The organism is Desulfobotulus pelophilus, assembly GCF_026155325.1.
In the GTDB taxonomy this organism is placed as follows: Bacteria; Desulfobacterota; Desulfobacteria; order Desulfobacterales; family ASO4-4; genus Desulfobotulus; species Desulfobotulus pelophilus.
Window position 1 is genome coordinate 1 of the sequence record NZ_JAPFPW010000057.1, and the last position, 1,815, is coordinate 1,815.

At 49.3% G+C, this 1,815-nt stretch carries 3 protein-coding genes; all 3 read left to right on the forward strand.

Features of this window, described 5'->3' with window-relative positions; genetic code table 11:
* The first annotated feature begins 296 nt into the window (after positions 1-296).
* A complete protein-coding gene (locus tag OOT00_RS15920; RefSeq protein ID WP_265426410.1) occupies positions 297-872 on the forward strand; it encodes a helix-turn-helix domain-containing protein in 576 nt (191 codons plus the stop codon).
* Positions 873-940: 68 nt separating this feature from the next.
* A complete protein-coding gene (locus tag OOT00_RS15925) occupies positions 941-1,345 on the forward strand; it encodes a hypothetical protein (protein WP_265426411.1) in 405 nt (134 codons plus the stop codon).
* Between the two features lie 68 nt (positions 1,346-1,413).
* The coding region (locus OOT00_RS15930) for a hypothetical protein (RefSeq protein WP_265426412.1) at positions 1,414-1,815 on the forward strand (402 nt) is incomplete at its 3' end.

Sequence of the window (1,815 nt, forward strand, 5' to 3'; positions counted from 1 at the left end):
CGGGCCATGGATTGCCGTAGCGTTCGGGCCACATGAACTTGCAGGGTGGAAGACCTGTAAGTTCCGATAATTTAAGGGCTATTTCAGGCTGTGGTCTATGATCCAAGCGGCGCAGCTTGTAAATCATTGTGGAGCACCTGCCTACCATATTGCCGATGAGTATGTTTTGACGTGTCCTGTTCATAGAGTTTGTATAGTGGTGAATACTATTAAAATCAAGATTTTTTTTAGTATGGTTTGAATTGAATTCAATTTTTTTTCCACACTCTTCAGGTTTAAGCGTGTAAAAGGTCTGTATGAACGAAGAGAAACCACACATATGCCAACTCATAGACAGACAGCTCCGGGAGCTGAGAATCCCACCCAAAGCCCTTGCTGCCGATCTGGGCGTGTCTGTTTCTGCTGTATCCCGCTGGCGGAAAGATATTGTTCCCGAATCCGCCAAGCTGCCTGCCATATGCGCCTTTCTCCAGATAGACCCTCAGGAGCTGCTGTCTCTGTCCCAGCCGGAAGAGGGGTTTCTTCCGGCTGTCTCCGCACGCCACGCTGAAGTACCTGATGATGTTGACTTTGCTTTGTCTCGTGGCAATGCGAAGGGAAAAAACATGGGGAGGACGGTTATGGATGTGTATGAGGAGAGACTGCAGGATATGCGGCTGGCTCTGGAACGGGCAGACAGGCGCAATGAGCGCCTTGAAGACAAGCTGGAGCGGATGGAGGAGCGCCTGGACAAACAGTCTGTCCGAATTGATTCCCTTCAGGCTGAAAATAAAGAACTCGTATCCCAGATAGCGGCCATAAAAACAGAAAATGCCGCCCTTAGGTCTGTGTTGCCTGACTCGCTGTTGCCCCTGAAGGTTTCGGGGGAGTAATTGCGGCACGTCTTGCCATCGCACCAGAGGGTCGCGGTGAAGGGGGTCGTCGTCGGCAGGCGGCGTCTGTGCTTGTGGAACGACGGTCCGGCACTGGCCGCAGGCGAAGGGGTTCCTTTGTGCCGGATGTTCTGGTGGCGTGTCGCCGGATCAGGGACGCACTGGTGGAGTGGACCCGGGAGCATGGCGGCACGGATGTGGCTCGTATTATTTCGGATGAAGAGCGTATTCTTGAGGCGCACTGGGAAATGTGGAAGCATGTTCTTGGTTATGACATTCGGGAAATTCATAAGGCGGAAGATCTCTATATCAGTCCGGAAGAGCGTCAGCAGATTCGGGATGAAGTGAGAAGGGACGGGTCAGCAAGGAGGGTTGCCCGTATTATCCGGGCAGATGGCACCGTACTGCGCATAGACATATTTATGATCCAAAAGAAGGCTCGATATCATTCATTCATAAAGATTTTGGAATAAAGGGTTTTGGTGCTCCCTCTATAAAGAATTAAAATTTTTGAAGTTTAGGATTTTGACAGGGCTTCTGCGTGATGCAGAGGCTTTTTTTTTGTCCTGAAATTAAAAAACGTATTTTTTTCTTGACTACAGCTAAAAAATCTTTAAGTATGGTTTTTAATAAAGTTCAAAAATGTTTAGGTTGTAAAAATTGCCCAAGGAAAGGGGGGAAAACAAACATGAGCCGGATATCCGCTATCTATCTTCCAGCCACCTGGAGAAACACAACCAGTTTCAATTCCGAGACCGGGCATATGGGCCTTGGTTTTGATCTGGCTGGCGGCGATGTCTTTAGAATTTCCATTGATGAGACCCATGCCCGTCATGTAGCAGAAACGATCTTGTGCCAACTGCCGCGCACAACATCTACCGCACCCGCAAGAAATGAAACCTTCAGGGGAACCCACGGGCATCCTGCACGAAGGGCAATAAAT

Excerpts from the sequence above, each read along its gene's own strand:
- OOT00_RS15920 (WP_265426410.1), top strand. The coding sequence starts at position 297 with ATGAACGAAGAGAAACCACACATATGCCAACTCATAGACAGACAGCTC.